This is a genomic window from Jatrophihabitans endophyticus, from assembly GCF_900129455.1.
Classification (GTDB): domain Bacteria; phylum Actinomycetota; class Actinomycetes; order Mycobacteriales; family Jatrophihabitantaceae; genus Jatrophihabitans; species Jatrophihabitans endophyticus.
In genome coordinates this window covers 371,605-398,504 of the sequence record NZ_FQVU01000001.1, presented here as the reverse complement: position 1 = coordinate 398,504, position 26,900 = coordinate 371,605, and the positions used below count along the sequence as shown (strand labels likewise).

The following is a 26,900-nucleotide window of genomic DNA, read 5'->3' as shown; positions in this document are numbered from 1 at the left end:
CGGTGAACCCGATCCGTCCCGAAGCCAACGACAACTGTCAGGATCCACCCACTCAATGACGTCCACCGTAGAAGCCCCGTCGACTCCGCAAGTTGCGATCAACGACATCGGCTCGGTCGAGGAACTCCTCGCCGCCGTCGATGGCACGATCAAGCCGTTCAACGACGGCGACATCGTCGAAGGCACCATCGTCAAGGTCGACCGGGACGAGGTCCTGCTCGACATCGGTTACAAGACCGAAGGTGTCATCCCCTCCCGCGAGCTCTCCATCAAGCACGACGTCGACCCCAACGAGGTCGTCACCGTCGGCGACGAGGTCGAGGCGCTCGTCCTCCAGAAGGAGGACAAGGAGGGTCGCCTGATCCTGTCCAAGAAGCGCGCGCAGTACGAGCGCGCCTGGGGCACGATCGAGGAGAAGAAGGACAACGACGAGGTCGTCGAGGGCACCGTCATCGAGGTCGTCAAGGGTGGTCTGATCCTCGACATCGGCCTGCGCGGCTTCCTGCCCGCGTCGCTGGTCGAGATGCGCCGCGTGCGCGACCTGCAGCCCTACGTGGGCAAGACGCTCGAGGCCAAGATCATCGAGCTCGACAAGAACCGCAACAACGTCGTGCTGTCGCGTCGGGCATGGCTCGAGCAGACGCAGTCCGAGGTGCGCAGCGAGTTCCTCAACAAGCTGGCCAAGGGCCAGGTTCGCACCGGTGTCGTCAGCTCGATCGTCAACTTCGGCGCGTTCGTCGACCTGGGCGGCGTGGACGGCCTGGTGCACGTCTCCGAGCTGTCGTGGAAGCACATCGACCACCCGTCCGAGGTCGTCGAGGTCGGTCAGGAGGTCACCGTCGAGGTCCTCGACATCGACCTCGACCGCGAGCGGGTCTCGCTGTCGCTCAAGGCGACGCAGGAAGACCCGTGGCGTCACTTCGCCCGCACCCACCAGATCGGTCAGGTCGTGCCCGGCAAGGTCACCAAGCTGGTGCCGTTCGGTGCGTTCGTCCGGGTGCAGGACGGCATCGAGGGTCTCGTCCACATCTCCGAGCTGGCCGAGCGTCACGTCGAGATCCCGGAGCAGGTCGTCAACGTCGGCGACGACCTGCTGGTCAAGGTCATCGACATCGACCTCGAGCGGCGCCGCATCTCGCTGAGCCTCAAGCAGGCCAACGAGGGCGCGCTGTCCGACGAGTCGTTCGACCCGGCGCAGTACGGCATGGAGGCCCAGTACGACGACAAGGGCAACTACATCTACCCCGAGGGCTTCGACCCCGAGACCAACGAGTGGCTCGAGGGCTTCGAGTCCGCTCGTGAGGAGTGGGAGAAGCGCTACGCGGCCGCACGCGAGCGGTTCGAGGCGCACAAGAAGCAGCTCGAGGAGGCCCAGAAGGCCGACGCCCAGGCGGCGTCGGAGGTCGGCGAGTCGACGTCCTACAGCTCGGACGCCGCCGACGGCAGCGCCGGCCAGGCCGAGAGCGGCGGCTCGCTCGCCTCGGACGAGGCCCTCGCCGCCCTGCGCGAGAAGCTCGCCGGTCGCTAGGCCTCACCCAGCACGTCCCGAAGGGCCCGCAGGCACCGCCTGCGGGCCCTTCGCCGTCTCACCGCCCGGCCCCCATGTCGCCGAGTGGTCGCTCAGCCGCCGAGTGGTCACCGTTTCTGCGACCACTCGGGCCACTGAGCGACCACTCGCGGTGCGTGGTTAGGTTCGGGGCATGCGCGTGGGATTGACCGGGGGGATCGGGTCGGGCAAGAGCACGGTGGCGCAGCTGCTCGCCGGGCACGGGGCGGTGGTGATCGACTCCGACCGGATCGCCCGCGAGGTCGTCGCGCCGGGCACGCCCGGGCTCGCGGCCGTGGCCGAGGCCTTCGGTGACGGCGTGCTGGCCGCTGACGGCGCGCTGGACCGTCCGGCGCTCGCCGCGGTGGTCTTCGCCGACGACGAGCGGCGCGCCACGCTGAACGGCATCGTGCACCCGCTCGTGCGGCAGCGGGTGGCCGAGGTCGAGGCCGCGGCCCCGGCCGACGCGGTGATCGTGCAGGACGTGCCGCTGCTGGTCGAGTCCGACCTGGCCGCCGGCTTCGACCTCGTGGTCGTCGTGATCGCCTCGGAGCGGACGCGGCTGGCCCGCCTCGCCGAGCGCGGCACGGCCGAGGCCGACGCCCGCGCCCGCATGGCCGCGCAGGCCACCGACGAGCAGCGCCGCGCGGTGGCCGACGAGATCGTCGACAACGACGGCGACCGCGACGATCTCGCCCGTACCGTGGACCGGGTGTGGGCGCGGATCCGGGCCGCGGCCGACGGCACCGACGCCCCGGGGCCGGAGGCGGTTTGAAGCCCCGCGCGGCGACCAGGTAGAGTTTGGCTTCGGCACGGTGAGCAGATCGCCGAGGTCAACGCGGACGTAGCGCAGCTGGTAGCGCATCACCTTGCCAAGGTGAGGGTCGCGGGTTCGAATCCCGTCGTCCGCTCGAGGCACCGCCGAACGGCGGCCGGTAACGGCGCTGCAGTCGTTCGGCTGAGTGGTCGGTGACGTGTGGCGGCGTGGCCGAGTGGCTTAGGCAAGGGCCTGCAAAGCCCTGTACGCGGGTTCGATTCCCGCCGCCGCCTCGGTTGGACAATCATCGCGCGAGCGGTGTGCATAAGGGCGATTAGCTCAGTGGGAGAGCACTACCTTGACACGGTAGGGGTCACTGGTTCAATCCCAGTATCGCCCACCATGAAGGCCCCGGTTCCCGGGGCCTTCGTCGTTTTGGGGGCGTCGGCCCTCATTGCCACGGCTGCACGCCGTACGACCGCTCCGCCTCTGATCAAACCGCCTTGCCGATGACTCGTGCCGCTGCTAGTCGGTGTGACGCCGCACGGCCGCGCGTCCGCTGTCGGTCCGACAGCCTCCGGGTCGTCGATCTGAGACCTGCGTCGAACTTCGTGCGACCGGCAGACACCCACTCGGTATCGCCGACTATGCGTGCACCGTTCTGGAACTGACCCGCTTGGCCGCCGAAATTATGAGCGCCGGGTCTGTCCGCGGACCGTGGCGGAGTGTCCCGGCCTTCGCACGGTCGCGCGCGGTCCTGTCGGTTGGTCTGCCAGCTAGGGTTTGCTACGAGCTCGCGGTGCCGTGAGTCCAATCTTTGCGCGAGAGGTACGGCCGTTGACGACGCATCCGCTCCGGGCGCTTGTCCTCGACGCGAACGCGATCAGCCGCGGCGAACCGAACGTGCAGCTGCTGGAGACGTGGGCCGCGGCATGCGCGAACCACGACGCCGAGCTGTGGGTTTCCGAAGTAGTCGCGTGGGAGCTTGCGGAGCACGTTTCGACGACGGTGGCGAGCGTGAATGAGGCGATCGCGACTCATAACCGGGCTCGACGGAAATGGGGAGTGGAACCGCTGGATGATCCGGAAACCGTTGACGTCCAGACGGTTGTCGCGGTGATCGAGCAGGCCGGGATTGTCATCGTGCCTCTTGATGGGGATTCGGCGGTCGCGGCCGTCCGTGATCAAGTGTTGCAGACAGGCGCGGGATCGCGGAAGAAGGGCGTGAAGACGGGCGCCGCTGACAGCGCATGGCTGCGGTCCGTGTACTCCTACAACGACGACAGTTTCGACGGCCTCATCCTCGTGACCGCTGATGTAGGTGCGCGGAACGCGGCGCGGGAGATCTCGGAGGGGTCCGCGCCGCGTATTGCGTCAAACCTTGACGAGCTTCGGCACCTCCTCGACGAAGAGCAGTCTGTCGCCACGCTGGAGCAGGCGGACAAGTTCCGTACGGCGGTTCAAACTAAGATCGACACGCCTGAGGATTTGCACTACTTGGCGGACCTAGGGCCGCGGAACTGGTGGAGCCCAGCCGCGCTGGACCGGGATTTTCGTAGCGATTGGGAGCAGCAGGAAACCGACATCGCATCAGTCGGCGCGGTCGAGATCGTTGGGTCCGCAACGTACGACCCATGGTCTGACGCCGTGACCGGGCGGGTGCGGGTCCCGGTCACGATTGAGGAGCAGTACGCACGTCAAGACGCATCCGGGGACAGCCCGGAGTACCTGTTCGTCACGTACAACGCCTCCGTAGAAGCTGGGGTCACCGTCTACCTGAATACGACGCGGGAAGCGGACGCGGTGGTGGACGACGAGTTCGCGGTCGTCCGTCTCGCGGTCGACGACGACAGCGTGGACCAGTTCAACTTCTAGCAAGAGCAGCCGCGAGGGTTTGCGCGTGACTTGGGTGTCGGGCATGCCTGGACGGCGTGGAAGCACATCCCGTCTCGTACCGGCCCCCGGCACGCACGAGTTCGTCACACCCGAACCCCGAAGGAGCCGGGTCGTGCTGCGATGGTCGCGGTGCTGGGGACCAAGTCGCGATGGCCCGGTCACCAGCACCGCTTCGGGTTAGTTCTTCTCGGTCATCGTCGTGTTTGGGTGCCGCGCCGCCGTCGAACCGGTCACGTAACGTCCCGTGGCAGCGCTGCGGTGGTGCGTTCCCGCACTGCGGTTGGCGCCGCTCTCGACGACGGACGTGCGCGGATGCCGCGCCGCCGCCGCTTTCGAGATGTACCGACCCGTGATCGCTGAGCGGGCGTGCCCGCCGGACCTTCTTGCCATCAGAACCTCCAGGGTTCTTTCGGCAACAGCTCTTCGACTATGGTCAACCCTGTCTAGGGGTGCTGGCCTTCGATTCGCTGCTGCGAGTTGGGGGCCACACTCGTGTCTGGCCCCCTTCCGGCCGGGGTGGCCGGAAGTCATGTGTCGGCGATGCTGCCTCGCAACGCCTGCAACAGGGACACGGCGTCATCAAGCCGCGCTACCGCGTCCGGGTCGCCTTTCAGCGCGCCCACCTCCGTCCAGGACAGGGACCGCAACGCCCCAATCGCGGCCTGCAGGTCATCCAGCGGCTTCGCTGATGCCTTCGCCGGTGCGGCACCGGCGATGCGCATCATCGCCGATTGCACTGTCGAGTTCGGGTCGTCGAGGAAGTGGGCGCGGGCGACCGGGTCCCGCAGGATGGTCCGCAGCTGCCGGATGTCTTTCGAGTTGGTGATGAGACGTTTCGACACCTTCGTCGTGACCGCCTCGACGACTGTCGGGGTGACGAGCGTCTTCGCGATGCCGTTCAGTTCCCGCGCCCACGTGATCGCCGCCGCCGATTCCGGAAGGTCCCGGAACTGCTCGGACAGTTCGAAGATCTGTACGAGCCGGTCGAGTTCCCGGACCGTGACGCCGAGGATGTTCGCTGCGCTTGCCCGCCCGACCAGTTCAACAAGCCGGTAGGCGACCATCTCCTTCTCTTTGGCGTCCCATTCTTTCCGTTGCCGATGAATGTAAATCCACGCCCGCAACCGTTCCTCATCGCTGAGGACACGGTCGGTCGCCTCCACCGGCACCCGCCGGTACTCCTGCTTCCCCGCATCTGCCAGGACCCGCAGGTTCGTCCAACGCCGCTCCCCATCGATGATCCGGAACCGGGCGGGACTTTCCGGGTCCGGTTCGACCAGCAACGGTTCGAAGAGGCCCTCGTTCGCCTCGATCTGGCGTTGCAGTTCCTCATCGACTTTGTCGCCCATGCGGGGTTGCCGCTCGTTCGGACGCAGATCGTCCAGGTCAACTAGTAGCCGACGGGTCCGCAACACCGTCGCCCCGAGCCGCCGCTCCTGAAACGCAGCAACCGCCCCCGGACCCGGTGCATGCCCGTTCCGGGCCGGTTGCGTCACGTTGCGTCCCGCATCTGGCCGGCGTCCGGGCCCATCACGATCTGGTCGATCTCGGCCATGATCACGCCGCGGTTCTGCTCAGCCTGTCGGATCAGTTCGCCACGCCGCCGCCATGTCGTGTCGTGCGCCCGCTTCTCCTTCACCTCAAGATTCAGCAGGTCCGTGGTCACCTGCGCGTGCTGCTCCATCAGCTGCGCGAACCGCTCGGACCCGATGAACGTGTACAGCGCCGTTGCCTTCTCCGCCCGATCCTCATCCCCCACCCGCAATGTCGCCAACCGCACCGCATGACCCCGGAGCAACCGCACCAGCTCCACCACCCGGGCAGGATTCGCGACGATCACACCCTCCTGAACATGGAGCTGGTGCGTCCCGGACGGGAACACGGCCGTCGCCAGAATCGCGTGCTCAGCCTCAGCGGCCAACTGGTCGCTCCGCAGCTTCGACACGTAGTCGTTACGCCACGCCGTCCGGTCCTTCGAGTCGTAGACGATCTTCCCGCACACTCGACCGCCGTCCCGGATCTCGTGGACGATGTCCGCGCCCGGCTGCCCCCGCTTCACCCGTTCAATCACGTCGCCGGGGAAGGCCTGCCTCAACTCCTCGAACAGGTCGAGTTCAGCGCCCTCACCCCGCTCGTTCGCCGACTTTCGCTCCAACTGCCGCTGCAGCTTCGCCACCTGCTCGCTCAGCTTCTGCTGCTCCGCGAACGCCCGCGCCCGCTCCACCCCCAGCAGCTTCTCCTGATGCTCCTCCAACGCCTCCCGCTGCTCGACCAGCAGCGCCTGCGTCGCCTCCTCATGCCGGGCGGTCACCTCAGCCAACCGCGCTTCGGCCGCCTGCCGCGCCGCGTTCGCCGCCTCAACCGCCGCCGCCTCCCGCTGCGCCGCCTCAGCGTGGGCCGCCGCGACAGCCGCCGCGACTGCGGCCGCCAACTCGTCCGCGCCTTTCCGGCGCGTCTCCGTGACGGCCGCGTCCGCTTCCCGCTGCACCGCCTCTATCGCTACAGCCTGCTCAGCCTCCGCGTCCGCCAGACGCTGCTCCATCTCTGCGGTCAGTCGCCGCTCAATGGACCGGGTCTGCGCCCGCTCGTTCGCCTGAATCCGGCCGAGGATCTCCTCCATCCGGTCATGCGGGATCCCCTGCCCACACCATGGGCACGACTCGCTGTACGGCAATTCCGACACGTGAGCGGTCATCTTCAGCTCCCAATAGGTCCCAACAATTCCTAGAGCATGACCGCGCTAGGCGCCTTCGTCAAGCACCTTGGCTCGGACGCCTCTGCGAGTCGCCCGCTGAGTGCGCGCGGTGCAGGCCTCTCGAAGAGCGCGACCCGCGAAGGTAGTGCGAGCGCGACATCAGCGCCCGTCTTCTGTGACCGGCGGCGGCCGAGCGTGCCGTGTGGGGTCTGAACGCTGGCGGCTTGGGAGGCATCTGGGACGCGAAGGAGACCCTGATGCCGCTTTCAACTTTCGGGTACGTCGCCCGCGGAGCGCTGCTGCACTGGTGGAAGGAGTTCGCCGTCGCGGTCTGCGGCCGCTCGACCTCTTCACGAGCAGTCTCGTCGGGATGGTCGTGCGGATTCCCGACAGGCCTTCGACCTTTCAGTCAAGAGCCCATCCAGATTCATCTTGACGTACATCGCTCAAGGTTGTTGCGCGCATAGCGACGGCTCGCGAGCGCACAGGCGCGCGACCGAAGGTGCCGGCAGCCGCTTGCGCCGCGGCGGCGGGTCCTTCTGTCTTGCGGCGTCCCGCCGGCAACGGTTCGTCCCGGTGAGAGCCGATAGCGTACAGAGAAGCAACAACCTCAGGCGGGAAGGCAGTGATCGTGCCGATGGTCGAATCAGTCGGATACGAGGGCTGCGACATCGATGAGTTCGTCGCCGACCTCGCTCGCCGCGACATCGACGTACTCGTCGACGTGCGCCTGAACGCGGTGAGTCGCCGTCGTGGGTTCAGCAAGACCGCGCTGAGCATTGCGCTCGACGCCGCCGGCATTGAGTATCGCCATCTGCGTGCGCTGGGAAATCCGAAGGACAACCGGGCGGCGTTCAGCGGCGACGACGTCGAGACCGGTCGCGCCGTATATCGCGGACTGCTCGGTACGCCGGCCGCTGTGGCCGAGATGGCACAGCTAGCAGACCTCGCAGAAGCTAGTCACGTCGCGGTGATGTGTTTCGAACGCGATGAGCAACACTGCCATCGCAAGGTCCTTATCGACGAGCTCCTTTCCGTTCGAACCGGCTGATCTTCAGCGCCGCCGGTCCCTACCCGGCCGTGCCCACCAAACTCTTAAACGCTGAACACGTTGCGACGCTTCGCCTGGTTACCGACGTAGAAAGCCACGTCGCGATCGGAGGCGCACAACTCCCCGAGAAACGTCGCCTTAATGGCGTCGGCGAGGTCGGCGTCGCCGAGCGAGCGCATTGTGCGTTGGAACGCGACCAGCTCCCAGTCGATGTTGCCCTGCTTGTGTCCCCGGCAATCCTCGCTTCGGCAATGCCAGTGATACGCGCCCCTGAAGCGCGGTGCTTCCAGCGGGGTGCGATCTTCACCGCCGAACAGGTCGAGCTGACCGACGTAGTTATCGATCTTCGCCTGTTCGTCACGGGTCCAGCCGGGATGCTTTTCGACGACGAAATCTTCGACGCTGGCAGCGCGCACCAGACCAAGTGATGGACCGACGCCCTGGCCGCGCGCTGCCTCATTGAGCTCGCACATTGTCGTGTCCATGTACGGCGCGATGTGCGGGCGGCGCGGGTCCCACGCTCGCAAGCTCTTCTCGACGCGCAACGAAGCCATGCGTGGCTTCCAGCTTTCGTGGCGCCCGTCCGCCCGCGCCCTCTGCGCATCGACGGTGACGATGTCGTACTTGCTGAATCGTGTGTCCTGCTCGAGGTAACGAAAATTGATGGGATAGAGCCGGACCCAGCCGGGGCGGTTCGGATCAACTGAAACCCCGGCGACGCACACGGTCTCGCCGTAGGTGTGAGAGGGGTTGGGCGCCGCCTTGACAGTAATCATCAGCCGTAGCGAGCGCACCTCATCGGTCGCGGGCTCCGGCTCAGTCCCGTCGGGTCCAAACAACGTCATCTGATCGGTCAACGCGGGTCCTCCAGACGGCAGTATGGAGGCATAGGAGCGAAACCGGTGATCAACACGCGTTACGGCCCTTACGGGCTGGTCGATTCAAATACTCCAGCGGCCGCGACGTTGGCCTCGCCTCACTGCACCGACCGACCCGCCTATAGATCCATATGTGCAGTCGCCAAGCTCAGGAGGGCCGCCCAGATCGACGGTTCTTGCTCGCCTGGCATGGCGACCGAGCCGGCGGGGCTCCTGGCGCTGCTACCTCGGCTGACGCGGGTGATGGCGTCGGGTGGCCGTCGACGACTCTTGGGCCCCTCGCGCCCACCAACCTCGTTCTACCGATCAGGCTTGGCGACCCACGGGTCGATCAGCTCGACGTCGATTTTCGCGAAATCGCGCTGATTCCGCGTTGCGAGACCGGCGCCGTGCAGGCGGCACGTTGCCGCAATCTGGGCGTCCAGGGCAGAGATCGGCCGTCCAGCGGCTCTGCGGCGAGACACGATGTCGGCGTAGTGGGGGCTGCAGTTGACATCGAAGGCGACGACCGCGCCGGCGAACGTCTCGCCGATGACGGAGTCGACGAGGTCGGCGATGCGAGTTCGGCGCCGCCCGCGGGGGAGTAGTGCCGCTCCTGCTCTGAGCTCGGCTGCGGTGACCGAGGTGATGACGAGGTCGGAGACGTCTCGAGCATCCACCCACGCGAGAACGTTCGCGTCCGGACTGGGTTGCATCAGTTCCGACACGACGTTCGTGTCCAGCACGATCACTGCCTGATCTCAGTCCGGAAAGGTCACGTCGCCGGCCGGATCCGACCTGGCCGGGACCGGCAGGCCGGCCGGACCAACCGTCCTGAAGCGATCGCGGATATGGCTGCCCAGTCGGGCGCGGGGACGGGTTGGGCTGACGGTCGTCGCGAGGATCTCGCGCGCCTCGGCCTCCATCGACCGGCCGTGCTCAGCTGCGCGAACACGCAGCCGAGCTTTGACCTCGTCGTCGAGATCGCGAATCACCAGCGTTCCCATGTGCACTCCACCCTTTGCCGTGTACGCTAGCAATGCTAGCACCAATGGAAGTTGGCCCGGTCGGATGCGTCGGCATCCGACCGGGCCGTGAGCGAACCCCTGACTCAGCAGCAGCGCGTCGGGTCCTGGCGCGCACACGCGGCTGGCCAGCCAGGTGACTAGAAGGGCGGCTTGTCCTGCTGGCAGACCGTGCCCGCTGCGGGCAGGGTGCCGTTGATGTAGTAGCTGCTGGCCGCGTCGAGGATGCACGAGCTCGGGTTGAACAGTGCGGTGTGGCCGCCGCCGTCCTCGGTGATGATGTGCACGTTGTTCAGCTGCGACGGCAGCTTCAGCGTCGAGGTGTAGGCAGTGTTGGTGTCGCCCTTGGTGCCAATCGCCAGCAGCGGCGGCGTCTTCTTGTCGAACGGGCCGGTGTAACGCTCGGCGTCGCGCGCCTGCCACTGGGCACACGGCTCGGCCTGCCACGTCCACAGCGAGCCGAAGCCCGACGGGGACTGTTCCTTGTTGGCCCGCGCCGACTGCGCCTGGTAGCTGTTCGGGTCGGCCGGGTTCGGGCTCTCGGAGCACAGCACCCCGTACGTGCCCTCGACGATGGACGGGGCGAACGCACCGGCGAGCTTCGTGGCCGATCGATTCGGCACGGTCATCGTCACCCCCGGGGCGTTCGTCGCGCCGGACGCGCTCGTGCTGGCCGTCCAGATGGCCTGCAGCTGGGTGGCGAGCCCCGCCCACCCGGTCGAGATCGGGTTGGCGTTCTGGTACTCCAGACCACCGGCCGTCGTGGTGACGGTGAGCGAGCGCGTGAAGGTGGTGCCGTTGACGGTGGCCGGACGGGCGTCGAGCTGCCTGAGCAGCAGCTGGTACTTCGCTGCGGTGGCGATGGGCGAGCCCGCTGCGAACGCGCACTTGGCTGCGCCGGCCGATCCGCACTGCGACAGGAACATCTGCAGGGCCACCTCGGTGCCCTGGGCGGAGTTCAGCCGGTCGAAGGTGCCGAACGTGGCACCCGCGGCGGCGTCGTTCCACTCCTTCGGCGAGACATTGCCGTCGAGCACGATGTGTCCGACGTTCTGCGGGAACAGGTTGGCGTAGGTCTCACCGAGGTAGCTGCCGTAGGACGGTCCCCAGTAGTTCAGCGTGGCATCGCCGACCGCGGCGCGGATGGCGTCCACGTCGCGGGCCACGTTGGCCGTGCCCATGTGGTACTGGATGGGTCCGCCGTGGTCGTGGCACGCCTTCGCGAACGTGCCCCAGGCGGCGATCTCCTGCTTCTCCTCCGTCGCGTTGGCAGGGAACAGGGCCGCCGGCACCGTGGCCAGCGCGGCGTTCTCCTGCTCCGGGGTGTCGAAGCACTGCAGCTGACTGCTGTTGCCGATGCCGCGCGGGTCGAAGCTGACGATGTCGAACCGGGCGCGGACGGCGGCGGGGAAGTAGGGATAGGCGAAGTCCTGGCTGGCGGTGCCCGAGCCACCCGGTCCACCGGGGTTCCAGAGCAGCGAGCCGATCCTGTGGGCCTGGTCGGTGGCCCGGTGCCGGATCACCGCGATCCCGATCTTGGCCCCACCGGGGTCGGCGTAGCTGAGCGGGACCTGCAGGGTCGCGCACTGGTCGAGCGCCGCACCCGTCGTCGTCGGGCTCTTGCACGTCTGCCAGGTCAGGGCCTGCGCAGCCTGCCCGGCGCGGGCGGCCCCCGCCGCCTGGGCCGGGACCACGCCGAGGGCGAGTACACCGCACGCCGCCGCAGCGCCCGCGAACACTCGTAGTCGCATCACTGTCACCTCCGAGTCGGTGTTCGCGGCAGGTCTGCCGCCAACCCCCGAATCGTCCGGCCTGCACGACGGGAGGAAATGGTGTATTCGGACGAAACTGGACACGGGATCTTGCCGTTGACGACAAGATCGCGACCGGGCCCCGAGGACGCGCAGCGACGCACCGACATCGGCGTCGTCGCGAGTGCCGGGCCGACGAATGACACGGTCCAGTGTCGTGCTCCGGCACGAACACCGCAGCGGGTTGGTGCGGAACGGTCACGGCATCACGACCGGCCGGCCAGCAAGGAGATCGATGAGCTCGTCACGACCGTCGCAACGCGCTGCCTCGCCGTCGAGGATCTTCGTCTCGGTCGACATGGAGGGCATCGCCGGCATCACCGACCGGCGCCAGGTGTGGCGCGGCCAGACCGACTACGAGTGGGCCCGCGGCCTGATGACCGCGGAGGCCGACAGCGTGGTGCGAGCCGCGTTCGACGCCGGAGCCGAGCGAGTGGTGGTCAACGACTCGCACGGCGATCTGTGCAACCTGCTGCCCGACCGGCTCGACGAGCGTGCCGAGCTGCAGACCGGTTCGGGCAAGATGCCCGCGATGACGTTCGGTATCGAGGCCGGCTTCGACGCGGGGATCTTCGTCGGCTACCACGCGCGGGCCGGCACGACGTCGGGCGTGCTCGAACACAGCTTCAACAGCTCGGTCGTGTCCGGCATCCGCGTCGACGGGCAGGACTGGGGTGAGACCGAGACCAACACGGCCGTGCTCGGCAGTCACGGCGTGCCGCTGGTCCTGGTCGCCGGCGACGACATCACCTGTGCGCAGGCCCGCGAGCTCGTGCCCGACGTCACGACCGTTGCGGTCAAGACCGGGCTCGGCTACCGGGCTGCTCGCAGCCTCTCACCGGCCGAGGCCCGTCGTCGACTGGCCGAGGCGACCACGGCAGCGTTGACCGCGCCGTTGCCAGCGCCGTTCGTGCCGGACCCACCCTTCGACGTGGAGATCGACTTCCTGACCTCGCCGATGGCCGAGTGGGCAGCGCTCGTCCCCGGTGCCACACGCGCCGGGGCGCGCACCGTCGCTGCTCGGGCCTCGGATGTCACCACGGTGACTCGCTACCTGGGTGCCTGCATCGCACTCGCCGAACGGGCGCTCGGCATCTGAGGACGGCAGATCCCAACCCGTCGACCGGCTCAACTGCTCGCCGCAGCGGCCGATGGGCTACTCGTCAGATGACCACTGCGACGTCGACGGAGTCTCGTGCACATCCCGCGTTCCACGTCGGGCGGCGTCACCTGCGGGTTACGCCGGTCGTCGTCGGCCCTGCTGACCGCTGTCGTTGCCGTGGCGGGAGTGGGTGTCGCCGCGGCGCGGCCGGCAGCCGCGGACACGCTCGACACGTGTACGCCGACGGCAGACGCGTGCTCCGTGAGGTTCGACTTCGACGAGAACCTGCAGACCTTCGAGGTCCCGGCCAACGTCGAGACGATGCACGTGCGGGTCGACGGCGCGTCCGGCGGCGGCTTCCTCGTCGGGCGGGGGGCGGCCGTGACCGCAGACGTCACCGTCGTCCCCGGTGAACGCCTGACCATCGTGACCGGCGCGCGCGGCATCCTCGGCGGCACGTCCCGCCGCGCCGCGGGCGGCGGCGGACCGGTCGACCCGAACTCGCAGGCCGGCAGCGGCGGTGGCGGCTCGTTCGTCTTCGCCGACACCGAGTCGCGCCCTCTCGTCGCCGCCGGCGGTGGCGGTGGCAGCAGCGGTACCGGCGCAGCCGGCGGCGACGCCGGCGAGACGGGCGGCCAGGGTGACCCGCCGCGCGCAGACCCGGGCACCGCCGCGACCGGTGGCACGCAGGACTCGCCGGGCAGCGGGGGCGACCTCCACGATGCCGACGGAACGGATCTGGGATCCGGCGGCGACGGCGACGGGCCCGCCTCCGGGGTCAGCCGGCTGCCGCTGGGTGGCACGGGCAGCGTCTACCGCAACGATCGGAGCACCTACGCCGACGAGCGCACCGACGGCGGTGGCGGCGGTGGCGGCGGCTGGTACAGCGGCGGCGGCGGTGGACACACCGGCGGTGGCGGCGCCGGCTCCAGTTACGTCGACCCCACTCGCGCGACCGACGCGACGTTCGGCATGGGAGACGACAGGGACGGTGACGTCGTCTTCAGTTGGACCAAGACGCAGCCCGACCTGACGCTGGCCGCCAGCCCGGCCACCGGCGTCGTCGCCGGCGACCAGGTGGTGTTGACCGCGACCGTCGACGGCGTGAGCGGCCCGGGACGGGGAACGGTCGCGTTCTCCGACGCGGACGGCACGATCAGCGACTGCGACGCACGAGCGATCGACGAGAACGGCACGGCGGTCTGCACCACGACGCTCGCGTCAGCCGGCGACCACCACGTGACCGCCGCCTACAGCGGTTCGTTCGGCTACCTGCCTGCCACCACCGACACGCCGCTGCGGCTGTCGGTCGGATCAGCGCTCTCGCTGACCACGCGCGACCTCCCCGACGGTAGCTACGGCACGACCTACCACGCCCGCCTCGACGCAGCCGGCGGCAGCGGCACCTACACCTTCGCGCGCACGGCCGGCACACTGCCGGCCGGTCTCGCCCTGCACGCCGACGGCACCCTCGAGGGAACCCCCACCGCGGTGACGCCGACCGGCGCGCCGACGACGTTCACCGTCACCGTCACCGACGCGGACGGCCGGTCCGTGACCGGCAACTACGCGATCGGAGTGACGAGGGCGCCGCAGACCGTCGACGTCACCGTCGCACCGGCCGCGCCCATGGTCGGTGGCACCTATCGCATACCGCCGACGAGCCGGGGCGGTTCGACGCGGCCCCTGCAGATAGTCGGGGACGACAACTGTTCGGTGCTGGGCCGCACGGTCAGCTTCGAGCATGCCGGCCGTTGCGTCATCACGGCATGGCAGGACGGCGACGACCACTACGACGCTGCTCCCCAGATCCAACGGACCGTCGACGTCGCTCGCGCCCCACAGCGCATCGTCCTGACCGCGGCTCGGAGCGGATCGGTCGGTGGCACCCTCACGATCTCCAGCAGCGGCGGCGCATCCGGACAGCCCGTCGTGCTGGTCGGCGACGGCTGCACCGTCGACGGCGTGCGGGTACATCTGGACGCGGTGGGAACCTGCACCGTCACCGCCCAGCAGGCCGGCGACGACGACTACCTCGCCGCGGCGCCCACCTCGATCCACATCGCCGTTCGCGCCGTCGACCCGAGGATCACGGCAACGGTGACCGGGCATCGACGGGCAGGGTGGTTCACCGGGCCCGCGACCGTGCGGTTCACCTGCACGCCCGGCAGCGCGTCGCTGGCGGGGTCCTGCCCGGCGCCGGTGACGGTGGCGGCGAGCGGGGTGACCGTCGTCGCCAGGACCATCGCCGCGAACGACGGCGGCAGGGCGACCGCGTCCGCCACGGTCGCCGTGGATCGTGTCGCGCCGACCGTGCGGATCGTGCTGGGCACGGTCCCGAGCGGGACGCGCCGGCTGCCCAAGGCCAGCCTGGTCGTGCGGGACGACCAGTCGGGTGTCGCCCGCACCGCCCTCGTTCGGACGGTCCGTGCCCACGTGATCACCTATCGGGCCTCGGTCACCGACCATGCCGGAAACAGCCGCACGGCGCGCAAGACCGTCCGCCGCTGACCGGGACCGGGGTCAGTGATCACGCATCGTCGCGCAGGGAGCGGACCATGCTCTGCAGGGCGCGGAAGGCCTGGGACTGCTCGGTGGCGGTCATGCCCGCCAGCATCCGGAGCTCGACGGAGCGGACGGCGACGGTGGCCTTGGCGAGGCTGCGACGGCCGCGCGGGGTCAACCGCGTGGGGAGTGCCTTGCCGACGGGAGCCTCGGCGGGACGGGTGACGAAGCCGTCGCGTTCCAGGGCCTGCAGCAGCACGTTCATCGACTGGCGCGTCACGAAGGCGCCGCGGGCGAGGTCGGAGTTCGACAGGCCCGGGCGCTGGGCGAGCAGCTCCAGACAGGAGTAGTGCGTCACGGTCATGCCGAGGGGGCGCAGCACCTCCTCCATCGCGGCGCGGAGGGCGCTCGACGCCTCCTTGAGCAGGTAGCCCAGTGAGGTCTGCAGGTCGACGCCGACGCCGTCTTGACTCATGTCAGCAGTCTGACATACGTTGGCGTGTGTCAGATATCTGACATACAGCGAAGGAGCAGCACCATGCCCGCCACCGGCCCCGACTTCATCTCCCTGCAGGTGCGCGACCTCGACACGTCGCAGGCGTTCTACGAGCAGTACCTCGGCCTCGTGCGCTCGCCGGCCGGGCCGCCGCACGCCGTCGTCTTCGACACGAAGCCGGTCGCCTTCGCGGTCCGCGACGTCGTGCCCGGCACCGACCTCGACTCGGTGGCCCGACCCGGCATCGGCGCCGCGATCTGGCTGCACGCCACCGACGTCCAGGCGATCCACGACGCGCTCGCCGCCGACGGTCACATCATCGTCGCGGCACCGATCGACGGACCGTTCGGCCGCACGTTCACCTTCGCCGATCCCGACGGCTACCACGTCACGCTCCACGAGCGGGCCTGACCGACCGGCGCCGTCGCCCGACCGGCGCACGCGGCTCAGCGCCTTCGCATGGCCGGTTCTGTACGGTCCCCCGGTGCCGTCACAGCAGCTGCCGCCGGATCTCGACCCGCGCGGCCGGCACCGCGGCGATGGCCGGGGCAGTCAGTACGCGGCCCGCGGCATCGGGCGGGTGATCGGCGCGATCGTCTCGATCGGGCTGCTGCTGGTCGCCGGCTACACCTGGTACCAGTACCGCGACCTCGACCGGAACGTGTCGCGCCTCGACGTCAGCGTCGGCGAGCCGGCGACGCCCGACCAGCCCGACATAGACGGCCAGGACCAGAACATCCTCGTCGTCGGCAACGACGACCGCTCCACCATGAGCGACAAGGAGGTCAAGGACCTCCACGTGGGCCGCGACGGCGGCAGCCTGGCCACCGACACGATGATGATCGTCCACGTGCCCGCCGACGGTTCGCGCGCGACGCTGATCTCGCTGCCGCGCGACACCATGGTCGACGTCCCCGACGGCTACGGCACGAACAAGCTGAACGCACCGTACGCGCTCGCGTACAGCGCGGCGATGGGCAGGTACGGCTCGACCATGAGCCCGCCCGCGGCCCGGTCCGAGGCCCGCAAGGCCGGCGCCGACCTGCTGCTGAAGACCGTCACCACGTTCACCGGGCTGAGCATCGACCACTACGTGCAGATCGACCTGCTCGGCTTCTACCGCCTCAGCACCGCGATAGGCGGCGTGCCCATCAATCTGTGCCACGACGTCGACGACCGCCATAAGACCAACGTCGCCCACGGCAGCGACGGCGGCTCCGGACTGCATCTGAAGAAGGGCAGGCACGACATCAGCGGGAAGCAGGCGCTGGAGTTCGTGCGCCAGCGCCACGGCCTGGACAACGGCGACTTCGACCGCGTGAAGCGGCAGCAGTACTTCCTGACGGCCGCGTTCCGACGGGTGGCAGGCTCGGTCGGGATCCTGTTCGAGCTGCGCCGGCTCAAGGACGCGCTGCGGACCTCGGTCTACCTGGACCGGCACCTCGACCTGCTCGATCTCGCCCGCCAGCTCGAGAACCTCACCGCCAACAACATCGTCGGCAAGACGATCCCAGTGTCGCTAGACGGGACCGCGAGTCCGAAGCAGGTCAAACGCTTCGTGGCCACGGTGATCGGCAGGGCCGACACGTCGAAGTCGAAGTCGAAGTCGAAGTCGAAGTCGAAGTCGACAAGCTCGTCGCGCCGCTCGACGCCCAAGCCCACCGCCGTCGACGCGAAGTGCATCGACTGAAACGTTGGGCCGGGTAGCGCGCGTGGCGCTTCGTCAGCGCAGCACGACGAGCGGTTGGTCGCGGCGGGTGTGCCGGTTCCACAGCTCCTCCGCGATCGTCGTCGGCTCGTGGGTCGCGCCGGGGCCGACCGCACCGACCATCGTCACCTGGGCGACGTGCGTGCCGAGCGGGCGAGCGTGTCGTGCAGCAGCCGCACGGACATTGACTCGGCGGCGTACGCGATCGCCGACACGGCCCGGTCCGAGTGCGGCTCGACCGCGGCGCCACCCGTGGTGCACAGCAGCGTTCCGCGTTCGCTCGCCGGCAGGTCGCCGAGCACGTCCCCGACGACCCCGACGGTCGCGACGACGCCGGGGTGGAGCGCCGACCACGAATAGGGTGCCGGTCACGACGCGGCCAGATCCGCGCTGCGGGTGAGCGGCGCGTCGGCGTCGGCCTCGCGGCGCAGCCGCTCCCACCGTGCCGTGGCACCGGCGAGGGCGTCGGAGCCGAGGAGCAGTCGCAGCGGCGGTTCGTCCCGCTCGACGGCGGCGACGATCGCGGCGGCGGCCCGGCGCGGGTCGCCCGGCTGCCGACCCGAGACGGCGAGTGTCGACGTGCGGCGCGCGCCGGCGGTCTCGTCGTAGTCGGCGATGCGGACGGGGGACTGCTGCATGGACGCGCCGGCCCAGTCGGTGCGCATACCGCCGGGTTCGACGATGGTGACGGCGATGCCGAGCGGGGCGAGCTCGGCGGCCAGGGACTCGGACAAGCCCTCCAGGGCGAACTTGGTCGCGTGGTAGTAGCCGGTCGCGGCGAACGCGGCCAGGCCGCCGAAGGACGAGACGTTGACGACTCGCCCGCTGCGACGTCGCCGCATCCCGGGCAGCACCGCCTTCAGGACACGCACCACGCCGTGCACGTTCGTGTCGAACAGCGTCGCGACCGGCTCGTCCTCACCCTCCTCGACGGCGGCGAGGTAGCCGTAGCCGGCGTTGTTCACGACGACGTCGATACGGCCGAAGTGCGCCTCCGCGGCGGCGACGGCGTCGCGTACCGACGCGTCGTCGGTCACGTCGAGCGCGAGCGGGAGCGCCCGGCCGGGATGGGCCGCGGCGAGGTCGCCTACCGTCTCGCTGCGGCGGGCGGTGACGACCACGCGGTCGCCGCGCCGCAGCGCCTCGTCGGCGAGCGCGCGGCCCAGTCCGGACGAGCACCCGGTGACGAGCCAGACCCTGTCGTTGCTCTCGTTCGTAGTCATGTCACCGAGTCTGCGAGCGGGCGTGATCGGTAGCCACACCCCGTCAGGGGGTGCCTTCGCAGGGTGCGGTCGGCGGGCCGTCCCGCTCGCCCGTGCCATGCTGCTCGGGTGGCGACCGGCAACGACCTGGGCGAGTTCCTGCGCAGCCGCCGCGAGCGCGTCGACGCCGCCACCGCCGGCGTCGTCAGCACGACACGGCGCCGGGTCGCCGGGCTGCGGCGCGAGGAGCTCGCCCTGCTCGCCGGCGTGAGCGCGTCCTACTACGCGCGGCTCGAGCAGGGCACGGACCGCCGGCCGTCGCGTGAGGTGCTCGAGGCGTTGGCCGGGGTACTGCGGTTGGACGACGCGGAGCGGCGGCACCTGCACGCGCTCGCCGACCCGCCCTCGGCAGCGGGCGGGGCCCCGGCCGAGGTGCGTCCCGGCGTGGCCCAGCTGCTCGAACGCTGGTCGGACCTGCCGGCGTTCGTCGTCACCCCACGCCGCGACGTCGTCGCCGCCACCGCCCTCGCGGGCCGCGTGAACCCGGCGTGGTCGGTGGGCGCCAACCTCGTCGAGTTCGTCTTCCTCGACCCGCGGGCGCGGGCGGTGTACCCGGAGTGGGACGACATCGCCGCGCAGTCCGTCGCGGGGCTCCGCGCGAGCACCGCGGCCGGTGCCGCCGGGCTCCCCGACCTCGTCGAGCAGCTGCGGCGGCGCCGTCGGCACGGTGCGACTGCAGTACGAGACGTTCGCGGTCGCCGGCGGCGAGGGACACGTTCTCTACGTCTACTTCGCGACCGCCGGCTCCGACGACGAGGCGACGCTGCGCGCCCTCGCGGCCGCTCCGCCCGCCGCCCGGCCGGGCTGAGCCGAGTCGTCAGTCCGCCGCGAACTCCAGCCGCATCGTGTTGCGGTAGGTGGTCCCGGGCTCCAGTACGGCGGACGGGAAGTGCGCGACGTTGGCCGCGTCGGGGAACGTCTGCGTCTCGAGGGTGAAGCCGGCGAAGGCGTCGTAGTGCGACAGCGGCGCCTTGGCGGTGACGTCCTGCAGGTAGCCACCGGTGTAGAGCTGCAGACCCGGTTGGTTCGTCGACAGCGTGACGCGGCGGCCGCTGCGCGGATCGGCGACGACCGCGACGACCCGCGTCCCGGTGCCGGCCAGCACCCAGTTGTGGTCGAAGCCGCCGGCGCTGCCGGTGGGCCGTCCGGCGCCGGTGTTGTGCACCTCGGCGTGGTGCTCGCCGAGGCGGGTGGGGGTCCGGAAGTCGAACGGCGTGCCGGCGACGGCGAGGATCTCGCCGGTCGGCAGCAGCTCGTCGTCGACGGGCGTGTAGTGCCCCGCGTGCAGCTGCGCCACGTGGTCGAGGACGTCGCCCGAGTCGTGTCCGCCGAGGTTGAAGTACGAGTGGTGCACGATGTTGGCCAGCGTGGGCCGATCCGTCGTGGCGGTCATGGCGATCTCGAGCGCTGAGCCGTCGAGCCGGTAGCGGGTCTCGGCGACCAGCCGGCCGGGGAAGCCCTCCTCGCCGTCGACGGAGACACGCGAGAACGTGACGCCCTCGTCGTCCGGGTGGAGCTCGGTGGTCCAGCCGTGCTGGTCGAAGCCGCGACGGCCGCCGTGCAGGTGGTTCTCGCCCTCGTTGACCGTGACCTGGTGGTCGGTGCCGTGCAGGTGGAAGCGGCCGCGCCTGATGCGGTTGGCGTAACGACCGGCGGTGGCGCCCATGTAGGCGGGGTCGGCGGAGGCCGTGGTCAGGTCGGGGCGGCCGAGGACGACGTCGACGGTGCGGCCGTCGCGGTCGGGCACGTGCAGTTCGAGCAGGCGTGCGCCGAGGTCGGTGAGGACGGCGGTCAGGTGACCGTTGGACAGCGTGACGAGCCGGGCCTCGTGGTCGGCGCCGGTGCCGGTGCGGATGCTGGGCATGATGCGTCCTGTCTATCGCATCGCCGGCGGCGGGGCGGGCAGGCCGCGCGGGCAGAACGAGGCCCCGGGAGGAGGAGCCCGGGGCCTCGTGGGTGGCGCCGCAGGACGCCACTCGTGTCAGTCGAGCTTCGCCGCCACGAGCCGGGTGAGATCCACCAGGCGGGCGGTGTAGCCCCACTCGTTGTCGTACCAGCCGAAGACCTTGACCATCCGCCCGGAGGCCTGGGTCAGGCTGGCGTCGAACAGACACGAGGAGGGATCGCCGATCACGTCGCTGGACACGATCGGGTCGGTCGAGTAGGCCAGCCGGCCGTGGAGCGGGCCGGCCGCGGCCGCGTCGGCGAACGCCGCGTTGACCGCCGCGGCGTCGACGGCAGCTCGTCCACAGCGTCGTCCACCGCTGTGGATTATCGAACGGTCCGTTCTAAATGTCGGAGGGTGCCGTTAGCGTGGACCCATGGCGATGATCGACACCCCGGTGCTCGCGATCGAGTACACCGACGAGGGCGACGGCCCGCCCGTCGTGCTCGTCCACGGGTGGCCCGATGCCGCGCGGGGGTGGCACGACGTGCGGTCCGGCCTGATCGCGGCGGGCCACCGCGTCGTGGTGCCGAGCCTGCGCGGGTCGGGCGGCACGCGCTTCCACGACGACACCACGCTGCGCGACGGCTCCGGTGCAGCGCTCGCCCGCGACGTCCTGGACCTCGCCGACCTCCTCGGCCTCGGTCGCTTCGCCGTGGTCGGGCACGACTGGGGCGCCCGCACCGCGTACACGCTCGCGGCCGTCGCCCCCCACCGGGTGAGTTCGATCAGCACGCTCGCGCTGGGCTACCAGCCGCGCGGCCGGTTCGCGGTTCCCGCCTCGTTCCGCGAGAGCCGACTGTTCTGGTACCAGTGGCTGATGTGCGTCGACGCCGGCGCCGCGGCCGTCGCCGCCGACCCGGTCGGCTTCGCGCGGGAGCAGTGGGACACCTGGAGCCCCGCCGGGTGGTACGAACCGGCCGAGTTCGAGGCCACGGCGGCGTCGTTCGCGAACCCGGACTGGGTCGCGGTCACGCTGCACGCGTACCGCTCCCGGTTCCGCGAGGACGAGCCCCGCGACCCCCGCTACGACGACGTGCGGGCCGCGGTCGCGGGCACCGATCGGATCGACGTGCCGACCCTGATGGTCCACGGCGGCGCCGACGAATGCGATCCGCCCGAGACGTCCTGGGGGCAGGCCGGGCACTTCGGGTCCTACCGCCGCGTCGTCGTCGACGGTGCGGGGCACTTCCCCCACCGGGAGGATCCGGCGGCCGTGCTGGCCGCGGTCACCGAGCACCTCGCCCGGCACCCGCCCGGTCGGGAATGAGCCGACCCGCTCCGGTGGTTCGGTCCCCCGTGACGACCGCCCGGGGCGCCGACCCCGTGTCCACGACCGCCCGAACGCGTGACGCGACGCTGCTGGTCGCCGGCGCTGCCGCCCTGTGGGGTCTCGACGGGGTGCTGCGCAAGCCGTTGGCGACCGCGCTCGACGCCGGGACGGTCGTGCTGTGGGAGCACGTGATCGCGCTGGCGGTGCTGGCCCCCGGGCTGCCCGCGGCGCTGCGAGCCTTCGCGCGGTGCCGCTGGCGCGACCGCCTCGCCGTCGTCGTGATCGGTGTCGGCGCCTCCGCGGTGGCCACCGCGCTGTTCACCCAGTCGTTCGCGCTCGCGGCCCGCTCGCACGACTTCGTCACGCCGCTGGTGCTGCAGAAGCTGCAGCCGGTCTTCGCGATCGCGCTGGCCGTCGTCCTGTTGCGCGAGCGGTTGCGGCCGTCCTACGCGGTGTTCGTGCTGCCAGCGCTGGTCGGCGCGTGGCTGCTGACCTTCGCCGATCCGCTCGACGTACGGGTGAGCGAGCTCCAGGCGGCGCTGCTGGCCGTCGGCGCCGCCGTCCTCTGGGCCGGGGGGACGGTGCTGGGGCGGCTGGTCTCGACGGCGCTCGACCCGCGCGAGATCACCACGTTGCGGTTCGGGTTCGGCCTGCTCGGGGCGATCGGCGTCGTCCAGGCGACCGGCGCCGCGGTCGCGCCGGGCTGGGGGAACCTGCCGGGGCTGGTCCTGCTCGCGTTGATCCCGGGGCTCTTCGCACTCGTCGTCTACTACCGCGCCCTGCGCTCGACGCCGGCGTCCCGGGCGACCCTCGCCGAGCTCGCCTTCCCCGCCACCGCGGCCGTCGTCGGCGTGCTCTTCCTCCACACCCACCTCAGTGGGACGCAGTGGCTGGGACTCGCCGTCGTCGCCGTCGCGGTCACCCTGCTCGGCTGGCACGAGAGCCGTCGGCCGGCCGCCGTCGTCCCGTCGGCGCGCGAGAGCGAACCGGTACGGGGCTGACCCGGGCTCAGCCGGGCCAGGCCATGTCGGCGTCGCGGTCCGCGTTCTGGCCGGCGGTCACCCGCGCCGCGGCGAGCAGTCCGCTCACCGCGAGCGCATCGGTGATCCGGCCGTCGAAGACCATCGCGACGGCCTCGGCGAGTGGCGTCCACCGCGCCTCGAGCTCCGCCTCCTCGCCCGTCGCGGCACCGGTCCGATCGCCTTCGGTCAGGTCACGCGCGAGATAGATGCGGCACGTCTCGTCGAGGATGCCCGGCGAGGTCCGCACGTCGACCAGCGTGCGCCACGACCCGGCCGACACACCCGTCTCCTCGGCCAGCTCGCGGCGGGCGGTGTCGAGCGGATCCTCGCCCTCCTCGTCGCGCAGCCCGGCCGGGATCTCGCACAGGTGTGCGGCGAGTGGGTGCCGGTACTGCTCGATGAGCAGCACCCGCTCCCGGTCGTCCAGGGCGACGATCGCGACCGAGTCGGCATGCTCGACGACCTCGCGGGTGGCCGTCTCGCCGTCGGGCTGCACGACCTCGTCCGTACGCACCCGGATGATCGCGCCGTCGTAGCGGGTCTGCGAGCTCCGCACCTCGTACGCCATCGTCAGCCCCGGTACGGCTCGGTGCCGTCGTCGTCGGACGGCGGCACCTCGTAGACCTGCGCGACGTGCCCGGCCGGGCTGTGCTCCACGCGATCGACGGGGACGGCGCGCACGACCCCGCTCGGGCCGTCGACGTCGATGCCCGACTGGTCGACGAGATCGGCGCGCTTGCGCCACTCGCCCTCGAAGGTGGACGCGAGGTCGCTGTCGGCGATGTCGCCCGCCGGGCGGATCACCACCCACTCGGTGTCGGCGGGTGCCGCCGGCGGTGAGCTGTCGGTGCCCGCCTCCGAACGCGCGGTCGGGTCCGGCTCGTCGGGTGCGTGCTCGCTGTCGCTCATGTAGCGGTCATGCTCGCGGCGCGGTGCGGGCTAACGCGACGGTGCACGCCTGGTCAGGGCCGCGGCGCAGCCGGCGCCGGCGAGGGCGATCGCGCCGGCGACGAGGAACGCCGGCTGACCCTGCGCCTGTCCGACGTGCCGGGTGGCCGGGTAGAGCGGGAGCAGCAGCAGTGGGGCGACGGCGCCGCCGGTGAACCGGAAGGCCGAGACGACCGAGACCGCGCCGGCCCGGTTGCCGGGCACCTCGCGGGCCGCGACGTTCTGGATGCCGACCGTCGCGAGCGAGGACAGCACGCCGGCCGCCGTCCACACCGCGACGAGCCAGCCGACCGCCGGTGTCAGGCCGACGAGCGCCACCAGCACCGCCGTGCCGGCCAGCCCGGCCGCGGCCGCCCGGCCGCCACCCCAGCGCTCGCTGACCGTCCCCCACGTGGCCGCGCAGGCGATACCGGCGGCGCCGAAGCCGACGATGACGAAACCGACCGCGGCGTCGGACACCGCGAAGCGCCGCTCCGCGTAGAGCGACACCAGGAACGGCAACCCCGCAGCACCCGCGTAGGACGCGAACCCGGCGAGGGACACGAGCGTCATGCGGACCGTCACCAGGTCGGCGAAGCGCGGCGCCGTGGTCGCCGGCCGGGGCGCGCCGGCCGGCGGGGCCAGCGCGAGCAGCACCGCCACCGCGGCGACGACGACGAACGCGAGGCGCCAGGTGATCGTCGTCGAGAGCGCGCCGACCAGCGGGGCGAGGGTCTGCCCGGCGGCCTGGCACGCCCCGAACACCCCGACCGCGCGTGACAGCGCCGCGGCGGGGACGGCCTCGACCAGCCCGGCGACGAGCAGCGGCGTGGTGAACGCGTTCGCCGCGCCCTGCACCACCCGGCCGGCGAAGAACGTTCCGGCGTCCGGGGCGACGGCGCAGAGCACGCTGGCCAGCGCGTAGACCACGTAGGCGATCCGGGTGGTCCGGCGCCGTCCCCACCGCTCGCCGAGCGTGCCCGAGACGAGCTGCAGGCCCGCGAACGGCACGAAGTACAGCGTGAGCGCGAGCCCCGCCGTCGTGACCGGGACGTCGAAGCTGCCGCCGAGCTCGGGCAGCATCGCGGCGGTGATGCCGCCGCCGAAGGGCCCGAGCAGGCCGCCGACGTAGAGCGCGACGCGACGCAGCTCGACGCGGGCCGGTGGCGGTGCGGTCACCGCCGGGCCGCGAGCGCCGCCACGATCCGGGTGACCGCGTCGTCCGGCGTGACGGTGGCGTCGACGATCGTGGCGTGCTCGCGCAGCACGGCGTCGCGTCGCTCGTACATGTCGGCGATCATCGTCTCGGGGTCGGCCGGCAGCCACGGCCGCGGGCCGTCGGCCCGCACCCGGGCGGCGAGCACCGCGGGCGGGCAGTGCAGGTAGACGAGCAGTCCGGCCGCGGCGAGGGCGGCGAGCTCCGCGGGACGGTCGGCGCTGCTCGCGGCGATGCCGGCCACGACGACCGCGTCGCGGTCGAGCAGCGTGGTGACGTAGCGGGCCTCCCACTCGTGCAGCTCGGAACCGCCGCGTCGCGCGAGCTCGACCGACGAGACCCCGGCCAACCCGGCGACGGCCTCGTCGTTGTCGACGTAGCCCACGTCCAGGCGGGCGGCCAGCCGTCGGCCGACGGTCGTCTTGCCGCTGCCCATCAGGCCGATGAGGTAGATCGACGCGGGAGCTGCCACGTACCCGACGGTAGCGGCGGGCTACGTTCGTCGTTATGGCGACCGGGCGTGGACGGGAACGGCAGACGGCGATCTACCGCGCGGGGGCGTTCGGCCGCACCCCGAGCGTGCCCACCGATGCCGCCGAGCTGGAGCGTCGCGCCGCCCGCCGCATGACGCGGCAGGCCCGCGCCTACGTCGTGGGCGGTGCCGGCGAGGGCGCCAGCATGCGCCACAACCGGGAGGCCTTCGACCGGCACCGGATCGTGCCGCGGATGCTGCGCGGTGCCGTCGACCGGGACCTCTCGACCACCGTGCTCGGCACCGAGCTCGAGGCGCCGGTCCTGCTCGCCCCGGTGGGGGCGGCGCAGCTCGTCACCCGCGACAGCGACGTCCAGATCGCCGAGGGCGCGGCGTCTGCGCGGACGCCGTACGTCTTCTCGTGCCAGGGCGGCAATCCCATGGAGGAGACGGCGCAGGCCATGGGCGCGACGCCGTACTGGTACCAGCTCTACTGGTCGACCGACGAGCCGGTCGTCGACTCGATGATCCGGCGCGCCGAGTCCTGCGGTGCCCGCGCGCTCGTGGTCACGCTCGACACCACGCTGCTCGGCTGGCGGCCGCAGGACCTCAACCTCGGTTCGCTGCCGTTCGCGCGAGGCCAGGGGATCGCGCAGTACACGTCCGACCCGTCGTTCCGCGCGCTCGTCCGCGAGCAGGTGCGCACGGCGTCCGGGCCGGGGGAGAAGGTCGAGGTGACGCTCGGCGCGGTGCGCACGCTGGTGTCGATGACCCGCGAGTACCCCGGCCGGTTCCTGGCCAACCTGCGCTCGCCCGAGCCCCGCGCCGCCGTCGAACGCTTCCTCGGGACGTACTCGAATCCGGCGCTGTCGTGGGAGCACATCGCGACGCTGCGCGACCGGACGTCGCTGCCGGTCCTGCTCAAGGGCGTCCTGCACCCGGACGACGCGGTCCGCGCGCTCGAGCACGTCGACGGCATCGTGGTGTCCAACCACGGCGGACGCCAGGTGGACGCGTCCGTCGCGGCGCTCGACGCGTTGCCCGCGGTCCGCGCCGCGGTCGGTCCGGAGGCGACGGTGCTGTTCGACAGCGGCATCCGCACCGGCGCCGACGTCTTCCTCGCCCTCGCGCTCGGCGCCGACGCGTGCCTGCTCGGCCGTCCGCACGTCTACGGCCTCGCCCTCGCCGGCGCCGACGGGGTGCGACAGGTCGTCGAGAACGTGATCGCCGAGCTCGACCTCACGATGGGCCTCGTCGGCGTCGACCGGCTGTCGGCGATCACCACCGACCTGCTGGCCGGGTAGCCCCGTCCGCGCCGGCGGGCGTGATCTTGC

25 protein-coding genes, 3 tRNA genes and 2 pseudogenes are annotated in these 26,900 nt (G+C 70.9%); 15 read left to right on the top strand and 15 right to left on the bottom strand.

Annotation, left to right across the window (positions count from 1 at the left end):
• The first annotated feature begins 55 nt into the window (after positions 1–55).
• From rpsA to BUE29_RS01845, 6 genes are all read left to right on the top strand, one after another.
• Positions 56–1,528: a 30S ribosomal protein S1 gene (gene rpsA, locus BUE29_RS01870; RefSeq protein ID WP_073385196.1), complete on the top strand. Its 1,473-nt coding sequence runs from the start codon at positions 56–58 to the stop codon at positions 1,526–1,528.
• A 172-nt stretch (positions 1,529–1,700) separates the two neighbouring features.
• Positions 1,701–2,321, top strand: coding sequence for a dephospho-CoA kinase (gene coaE, locus BUE29_RS01865; protein ID WP_073385194.1), 621 nt, complete (start codon positions 1,701–1,703; stop codon positions 2,319–2,321).
• A gap of 63 nt (positions 2,322–2,384) precedes the next feature.
• Positions 2,385–2,457: transfer RNA gene (locus BUE29_RS01860), tRNA-Gly, on the top strand.
• A gap of 67 nt (positions 2,458–2,524) precedes the next feature.
• Positions 2,525–2,596 (top strand) — tRNA-Cys (locus BUE29_RS01855).
• Positions 2,597–2,631: 35 nt separating this feature from the next.
• Positions 2,632–2,706: transfer RNA gene (locus tag BUE29_RS01850), tRNA-Val, on the top strand.
• Between the two features lie 434 nt (positions 2,707–3,140).
• On the top strand, positions 3,141–4,178 hold the full coding sequence (locus BUE29_RS01845) for a hypothetical protein (RefSeq protein ID WP_143167929.1): 1,038 nt from the start codon (positions 3,141–3,143) through the stop codon (positions 4,176–4,178).
• Between the two features lie 548 nt (positions 4,179–4,726).
• Here BUE29_RS01845 and BUE29_RS01835 read toward each other — a convergent pair.
• Together BUE29_RS01835 and BUE29_RS01830 are read right to left on the bottom strand one after the other, a co-directional pair.
• Positions 4,727–5,695 carry a ParB/RepB/Spo0J family partition protein gene (locus tag BUE29_RS01835; RefSeq protein ID WP_143167928.1) on the bottom strand — a complete coding sequence of 323 codons (969 nt, stop codon included), beginning with the start codon at positions 5,693–5,695 and terminating at the stop codon, positions 4,727–4,729.
• Complete coding sequence (locus tag BUE29_RS01830) at positions 5,692–6,894, bottom strand: DUF2130 domain-containing protein (protein ID WP_084180603.1); 1,203 nt, start codon at positions 6,892–6,894, stop codon at positions 5,692–5,694. Before BUE29_RS01830 ends, BUE29_RS01835 begins: the two co-directional genes overlap by 4 nt.
• Before the next feature lie 637 nt (positions 6,895–7,531).
• Between BUE29_RS01830 and BUE29_RS01825 the strand changes: the two genes are divergently transcribed.
• Positions 7,532–7,945: a DUF488 domain-containing protein gene (locus BUE29_RS01825; protein WP_234971362.1), complete on the top strand. Its 414-nt coding sequence runs from the start codon at positions 7,532–7,534 to the stop codon at positions 7,943–7,945.
• A 44-nt stretch (positions 7,946–7,989) separates the two neighbouring features.
• Here BUE29_RS01825 and BUE29_RS01820 read toward each other — a convergent pair whose 3' ends face one another.
• From BUE29_RS01820 to BUE29_RS01805, 4 genes are all read right to left on the bottom strand, one after another.
• Positions 7,990–8,802 (bottom strand): hypothetical protein, encoded by an 813-nt coding sequence (locus tag BUE29_RS01820; protein ID WP_200799994.1) that lies wholly within the window; start codon positions 8,800–8,802, stop codon positions 7,990–7,992.
• A 320-nt stretch (positions 8,803–9,122) separates the two neighbouring features.
• On the bottom strand, positions 9,123–9,554 hold the full coding sequence (locus BUE29_RS01815) for a type II toxin-antitoxin system VapC family toxin (protein ID WP_073385175.1): 432 nt from the start codon (positions 9,552–9,554) through the stop codon (positions 9,123–9,125).
• A gap of 9 nt (positions 9,555–9,563) precedes the next feature.
• Positions 9,564–9,809 carry a FitA-like ribbon-helix-helix domain-containing protein gene (locus BUE29_RS01810; protein ID WP_073386807.1) on the bottom strand — a complete coding sequence of 82 codons (246 nt, stop codon included), beginning with the start codon at positions 9,807–9,809 and terminating at the stop codon, positions 9,564–9,566.
• A gap of 158 nt (positions 9,810–9,967) precedes the next feature.
• Positions 9,968–11,578, bottom strand: a complete 1,611-nt coding sequence (locus BUE29_RS01805) for an alpha/beta fold hydrolase (RefSeq protein WP_084180602.1) — start codon at positions 11,576–11,578, stop codon at positions 9,968–9,970.
• Between the two features lie 295 nt (positions 11,579–11,873).
• Here BUE29_RS01805 and BUE29_RS01800 point away from each other — a divergent pair, with 295 nt between their 5' ends.
• Positions 11,874–12,737: a M55 family metallopeptidase gene (locus tag BUE29_RS01800; protein WP_159440814.1), complete on the top strand. Its 864-nt coding sequence runs from the start codon at positions 11,874–11,876 to the stop codon at positions 12,735–12,737.
• A gap of 264 nt (positions 12,738–13,001) precedes the next feature.
• Positions 13,002–15,251 (top strand): Ig-like domain repeat protein, encoded by a 2,250-nt coding sequence (locus BUE29_RS01795; RefSeq protein WP_073385153.1) that lies wholly within the window; start codon positions 13,002–13,004, stop codon positions 15,249–15,251.
• A 19-nt stretch (positions 15,252–15,270) separates the two neighbouring features.
• Here the strand turns inward: BUE29_RS01795 and BUE29_RS01790 are convergent, their stop codons facing one another.
• Positions 15,271–15,720 (bottom strand): MarR family winged helix-turn-helix transcriptional regulator, encoded by a 450-nt coding sequence (locus BUE29_RS01790; RefSeq protein WP_073385149.1) that lies wholly within the window; start codon positions 15,718–15,720, stop codon positions 15,271–15,273.
• A 63-nt stretch (positions 15,721–15,783) separates the two neighbouring features.
• On the opposite strand from BUE29_RS01790, the gene BUE29_RS01785 reads away from it, so the two are divergent.
• Together BUE29_RS01785 and BUE29_RS01780 are read left to right on the top strand one after the other, a co-directional pair.
• Complete coding sequence (locus BUE29_RS01785) at positions 15,784–16,152, top strand: VOC family protein (RefSeq protein ID WP_073385145.1); 369 nt, start codon at positions 15,784–15,786, stop codon at positions 16,150–16,152.
• A 73-nt stretch (positions 16,153–16,225) separates the two neighbouring features.
• Entirely contained in the window at positions 16,226–17,431 is a 1,206-nt protein-coding gene (locus tag BUE29_RS01780) for an LCP family protein (RefSeq protein ID WP_073385141.1), read from the top strand.
• 143 nt (positions 17,432–17,574) lie between these two features.
• On the opposite strand, the gene BUE29_RS22715 is transcribed toward BUE29_RS01780, so the two are convergent.
• Entirely contained in the window at positions 17,575–17,751 is a 177-nt protein-coding gene (locus BUE29_RS22715) for a hypothetical protein (protein WP_200799993.1), read from the bottom strand.
• Between the two features lie 66 nt (positions 17,752–17,817).
• Positions 17,818–18,672, bottom strand: a complete 855-nt coding sequence (locus tag BUE29_RS01775; protein ID WP_073385137.1) for an oxidoreductase — start codon at positions 18,670–18,672, stop codon at positions 17,818–17,820.
• 63 nt (positions 18,673–18,735) lie between these two features.
• Here BUE29_RS01775 and BUE29_RS23560 point away from each other — a divergent pair.
• Positions 18,736–19,519, top strand: a pseudogene (locus BUE29_RS23560) (helix-turn-helix domain-containing protein).
• 9 nt (positions 19,520–19,528) lie between these two features.
• Here BUE29_RS23560 and BUE29_RS01765 read toward each other — a convergent pair.
• Positions 19,529–20,575, bottom strand: a complete 1,047-nt coding sequence (locus tag BUE29_RS01765; RefSeq protein ID WP_073385135.1) for an aldose epimerase family protein — start codon at positions 20,573–20,575, stop codon at positions 19,529–19,531.
• A 117-nt stretch (positions 20,576–20,692) separates the two neighbouring features.
• A pseudogene (locus tag BUE29_RS21240) lies at positions 20,693–20,941 on the bottom strand (type I glyceraldehyde-3-phosphate dehydrogenase); the annotation flags it as partial.
• Positions 20,942–21,032: 91 nt separating this feature from the next.
• On the opposite strand from BUE29_RS21240, the gene BUE29_RS01755 reads away from it, so the two are divergent.
• Both BUE29_RS01755 and BUE29_RS01750 read left to right on the top strand, forming a co-directional pair.
• Complete coding sequence (locus BUE29_RS01755) at positions 21,033–21,926, top strand: alpha/beta fold hydrolase (protein ID WP_143167926.1); 894 nt, start codon at positions 21,033–21,035, stop codon at positions 21,924–21,926.
• Positions 21,927–21,955: 29 nt separating this feature from the next.
• Positions 21,956–22,930 carry a DMT family transporter gene (locus BUE29_RS01750; RefSeq protein WP_200799991.1) on the top strand — a complete coding sequence of 325 codons (975 nt, stop codon included), beginning with the start codon at positions 21,956–21,958 and terminating at the stop codon, positions 22,928–22,930.
• Between the two features lie 7 nt (positions 22,931–22,937).
• Here the strand turns inward: BUE29_RS01750 and BUE29_RS01745 are convergent, their stop codons facing one another.
• The 4 genes from BUE29_RS01745 to BUE29_RS01730 are packed head-to-tail and all read right to left on the bottom strand — an operon-like array spanning position 22,938 to position 25,566.
• The gene (locus BUE29_RS01745; protein WP_143167925.1) at positions 22,938–23,519 is read right to left on the bottom strand and encodes an NUDIX domain-containing protein; all 582 of its coding nucleotides are present in this window, start codon (positions 23,517–23,519) and stop codon (positions 22,938–22,940) included.
• A 2-nt stretch (positions 23,520–23,521) separates the two neighbouring features.
• Entirely contained in the window at positions 23,522–23,860 is a 339-nt protein-coding gene (locus BUE29_RS01740) for a hypothetical protein (RefSeq protein WP_073385133.1), read from the bottom strand.
• A 30-nt stretch (positions 23,861–23,890) separates the two neighbouring features.
• Positions 23,891–25,057: an MFS transporter gene (locus BUE29_RS01735; RefSeq protein WP_073385130.1), complete on the bottom strand. Its 1,167-nt coding sequence runs from the start codon at positions 25,055–25,057 to the stop codon at positions 23,891–23,893.
• Positions 25,054–25,566: a shikimate kinase gene (locus BUE29_RS01730; protein WP_073385127.1), complete on the bottom strand. Its 513-nt coding sequence runs from the start codon at positions 25,564–25,566 to the stop codon at positions 25,054–25,056. The genes BUE29_RS01735 and BUE29_RS01730 overlap by 4 nt, the downstream gene beginning before the upstream one ends.
• A 35-nt stretch (positions 25,567–25,601) precedes the next feature.
• On the opposite strand from BUE29_RS01730, the gene BUE29_RS01725 reads away from it, so the two are divergent.
• A complete protein-coding gene (locus BUE29_RS01725; protein WP_073385124.1) occupies positions 25,602–26,870 on the top strand; it encodes an alpha-hydroxy-acid oxidizing protein in 1,269 nt (422 codons plus the stop codon).
• The last annotated feature ends 30 nt before the right edge of the window (positions 26,871–26,900 follow it).

What these genes read in the sequence shown, in the direction of transcription:
- rpsA (WP_073385196.1), top strand. Translation starts at nt 56, where the DNA reads ATGACGTCCACCGTAGAAGCCCCGTCGACTCCGCAAGTTGCGATCAAC.
- coaE (WP_073385194.1), top strand. Translation starts at nt 1,701, where the DNA reads ATGCGCGTGGGATTGACCGGGGGGATCGGGTCGGGCAAGAGCACGGTG.
- BUE29_RS01830 (WP_084180603.1), bottom strand. Translation starts at nt 6,894, where the DNA reads ATGACCGCTCACGTGTCGGAATTGCCGTACAGCGAGTCGTGCCCATGG.
- BUE29_RS01825 (WP_234971362.1), top strand. Translation starts at nt 7,532, where the DNA reads ATGGTCGAATCAGTCGGATACGAGGGCTGCGACATCGATGAGTTCGTC.
- BUE29_RS01810 (WP_073386807.1), bottom strand. Translation starts at nt 9,809, where the DNA reads ATGGGAACGCTGGTGATTCGCGATCTCGACGACGAGGTCAAAGCTCGG.
- BUE29_RS01805 (WP_084180602.1), bottom strand. Translation starts at nt 11,578, where the DNA reads ATGCGACTACGAGTGTTCGCGGGCGCTGCGGCGGCGTGCGGTGTACTC.
- BUE29_RS01800 (WP_159440814.1), top strand. Translation starts at nt 11,874, where the DNA reads ATGAGCTCGTCACGACCGTCGCAACGCGCTGCCTCGCCGTCGAGGATC.
- BUE29_RS01790 (WP_073385149.1), bottom strand. Translation starts at nt 15,720, where the DNA reads ATGAGTCAAGACGGCGTCGGCGTCGACCTGCAGACCTCACTGGGCTAC.
- BUE29_RS01785 (WP_073385145.1), top strand. Translation starts at nt 15,784, where the DNA reads ATGCCCGCCACCGGCCCCGACTTCATCTCCCTGCAGGTGCGCGACCTC.
- BUE29_RS01775 (WP_073385137.1), bottom strand. Translation starts at nt 18,672, where the DNA reads ATGACTACGAACGAGAGCAACGACAGGGTCTGGCTCGTCACCGGGTGC.
- BUE29_RS01765 (WP_073385135.1), bottom strand. Translation starts at nt 20,575, where the DNA reads ATGCCCAGCATCCGCACCGGCACCGGCGCCGACCACGAGGCCCGGCTC.
- BUE29_RS01755 (WP_143167926.1), top strand. Translation starts at nt 21,033, where the DNA reads ATGGCGATGATCGACACCCCGGTGCTCGCGATCGAGTACACCGACGAG.
- BUE29_RS01745 (WP_143167925.1), bottom strand. Translation starts at nt 23,519, where the DNA reads ATGGCGTACGAGGTGCGGAGCTCGCAGACCCGCTACGACGGCGCGATC.
- BUE29_RS01740 (WP_073385133.1), bottom strand. Translation starts at nt 23,860, where the DNA reads ATGAGCGACAGCGAGCACGCACCCGACGAGCCGGACCCGACCGCGCGT.
- BUE29_RS01725 (WP_073385124.1), top strand. Translation starts at nt 25,602, where the DNA reads ATGGCGACCGGGCGTGGACGGGAACGGCAGACGGCGATCTACCGCGCG.